General features: G+C 38.4%; 3 protein-coding genes. All 3 read right to left on the bottom strand.

What is annotated here, in order from left to right:
* Positions 1 to 97: 97 nt before the first annotated feature.
* Positions 98 to 475 (bottom strand): hypothetical protein, encoded by a 378-nt coding sequence (locus VPNCDNU1_RS28435; RefSeq protein WP_145959506.1) that lies wholly within the window; start codon positions 473 to 475, stop codon positions 98 to 100.
* A 222-nt stretch (positions 476 to 697) separates the two neighbouring features.
* Complete coding sequence (locus VPNCDNU1_RS28445) at positions 698 to 1,513, bottom strand: restriction endonuclease (RefSeq protein WP_104403493.1); 816 nt, start codon at positions 1,511 to 1,513, stop codon at positions 698 to 700.
* 127 nt (positions 1,514 to 1,640) lie between these two features.
* Positions 1,641 to 2,504 carry a bacteriophage abortive infection AbiH family protein gene (locus VPNCDNU1_RS28450; protein ID WP_104403494.1) on the bottom strand — a complete coding sequence of 288 codons (864 nt, stop codon included), beginning with the start codon at positions 2,502 to 2,504 and terminating at the stop codon, positions 1,641 to 1,643.
* Positions 2,505 to 2,583: the final 79 nt, after the last annotated feature.

Consider the following 2,583-nt stretch of genomic DNA (forward strand, 5'->3'; position numbering starts at 1 on the left):
AACGTACAAATACCGTTTCTGCATACCATATTAAACAGCGAACTCAACGCAAACTAAAAATGCCATACGTTTTTGGTCAGTTTGAATTGTTTGTTAGCTATGTTGAACTAGTTTCACCAAGCCGCTTGAGCCCTTTAACGACCTTAAATAAAGGCACCATAAAACCAGCAGTTCTAAGTATTTGACTCATCAATACTAATATCCCCATCACTTTCAAATTTTCTATATCGATGGCGGTTAAGGCTAGAACAACGCTTAGCAACTGCAAAACAGCTAAGAACCCAATAGCTCTTAAAATAAGATTAATGTGATTCTTGTTTTCATCCGTAAAATCTTTCCCTCTTACAAATAAGCATAAGCCTGCTGTCAAGACTAAGATCCCATATCCCACTAGCGATAAAAAATAGCTAAGTACAATTCCAGCAATCACCGAAAAATATGCAGCTATTACAATGTTTTGCTCTTTTTTCATCATATTTCTATTAATTCTATAATTTATATTGTTTAAAGCATTACCATTAGCATATATAACAAAAATATCAATAGTTTTTACGAACTGTAGTATGTACCGATTTCTAGCTAACGCCCAATTAAGGTGTGAAGCACGCGACCACGACACTCAATTTGACCACCGTAATCACTAAACTCAACCCAAACTAAAAATGCCAAGCGTGCTAAATCGCTCTTAAATTGTTTGTTAGCCATCCTTTTTAGGCATACGCATTCCAGACCCACCACCTGCCATCATTATACTTGCTGTGACCTCGTCATCAGCTGTTCGTCTTAGGTTAGGCTCATAATCACCGTTTTGGTACATTGCCCATTCAGCATCGATTAACTTCTCTTCAAAGTAATTTAGATTTAAATTGAGCCAGTTTTGAAGCTGCTGAAAGTTGTGTGCTATAGGGGTTCCTTGCTGCTCTTTAAGGTGAGTCTCTAAATCAATTGGATAGTTCATCTTTTGTGCTTCTATGATTGCTTTCCTAGCCGCCGACAGCAAAAGTTGACCTACGAATTTGAAAGAAAAATCAAACAGGTCTTGTCTCAAACCATATTTAATACGAACTTTCTTAGAGTGAGACCAATATCGGTCTTCTATTAAGTGCAGCCTCTTGCTATACATTTTCAATATTTCAGCTTCAACCATGTCTTTGGTTTCAGACTTAAGTTCATCAAATGTTTTTAACTTAACATTTGTATTTAGAGCTGCTTCCATCGCCCCCTTCTGAAAGCCCACTCTTGATACAATGAACCCTCTATCTGCACCAAGATCGTCTACTATCGTTCTCAATGCGAGAACATGATTCTTACTTACACGCTTTTTCCAACACTTGGCTTCAATTACCCAAGTAATATTCTCACCCAAAAATTTAGTTTTAACTAGGACATCAACATCGTGATTCGTTCTAACACCGGCCACTGTAACATTTGTTTCAGCTTCGGCTCCTAGTGAAAGAAAATGGTCACATATTTCTTCTTGAAACTGATACCAGTCATAATTTTGTTGTTTCATTAACTCTCCGGATGGCTAACGCCCGCTTAAGCCGCTGCCAACGCAATACNNAATTATTACTGCAAACCAAAAATGCCACGCGTTGGTGGTCGGCTTGAAGCGTTTGTTAGGTGCGTTTTCCACGATGCTATAGGTCGCTGTACGCAATTGTTTCTATTTGCTCTCGATTAACACCGCACTCAATGAGGCTTTGTTTGAAAATATCTTCTTGGTCCTCAGAGTAACAACAAACTTTCCAAGTCGCTTCTGGAACACTTTGAGTAATATGCGCGAAATATGGCTGATCAATAGTATTCAAAGAATGCCCAATTATGACAACCTCTTCGATATTACTGAGTTGTTCAAAATACCATTCATGTTGCTCAATGATGTCAGCTACTGGCTTTTTTAATGCATGTAAAGGATAACGAGCACCGCTTTGAGCGTCTGAGAACATATCTCTAGTGCTTTCACCGTCTTCGTCAAACTCAGCAGGCTCAACTATAGTTTCACCATGTCCAAAAATTAGTTCATCATGTGTTTCAGCACGACCATGAATATGGAATACATGATTATCTTCAATACCGTACACAGCTTGGAGAGTTGATGTATAGTTGAAGGTTATGAACTGAGAATCTTCAGGAAAAGCCATTTTCTGTTCAGCAACACTCACATCCAGTTGGTTAACCCAACCAGTAAAAGTTTCTCTTACTGATGAAACGTGTATGTCTGTTTGTTCCGTAATTTCATCTTCCAAACCATATATGAAACTAGGTCTGAAATCATCCGAAGTAATATCAACTTCGTTGTGAAAATCGAAAAAAACATCCGCATCAAAAGCACCTAGAGCATTTTCAAAATCATGCCAAGGCTCGTGAACACTTAAATCAAAGAGGTAATAGTTTCCCAATTCATCAAGTGTATCCTGAGCAAATTCATAAAACTCGCGATAACTCGTTGGCAAGTCATGCCACAAGTCAAATCCATTACCGATAATGTATAAATTAGTCAACGTTTATACCTCCTAGCACCTAACGCCAGCTTAAACCGCAGACAACGCGCAAAACATGCTGCTGCATTACGCCTTAAAC

Origin of the sequence: Vibrio penaeicida, from assembly GCF_002933855.1 — a bacterium.
GTDB lineage: Bacteria > Pseudomonadota > Gammaproteobacteria > Enterobacterales > Vibrionaceae > Vibrio > Vibrio penaeicida_A.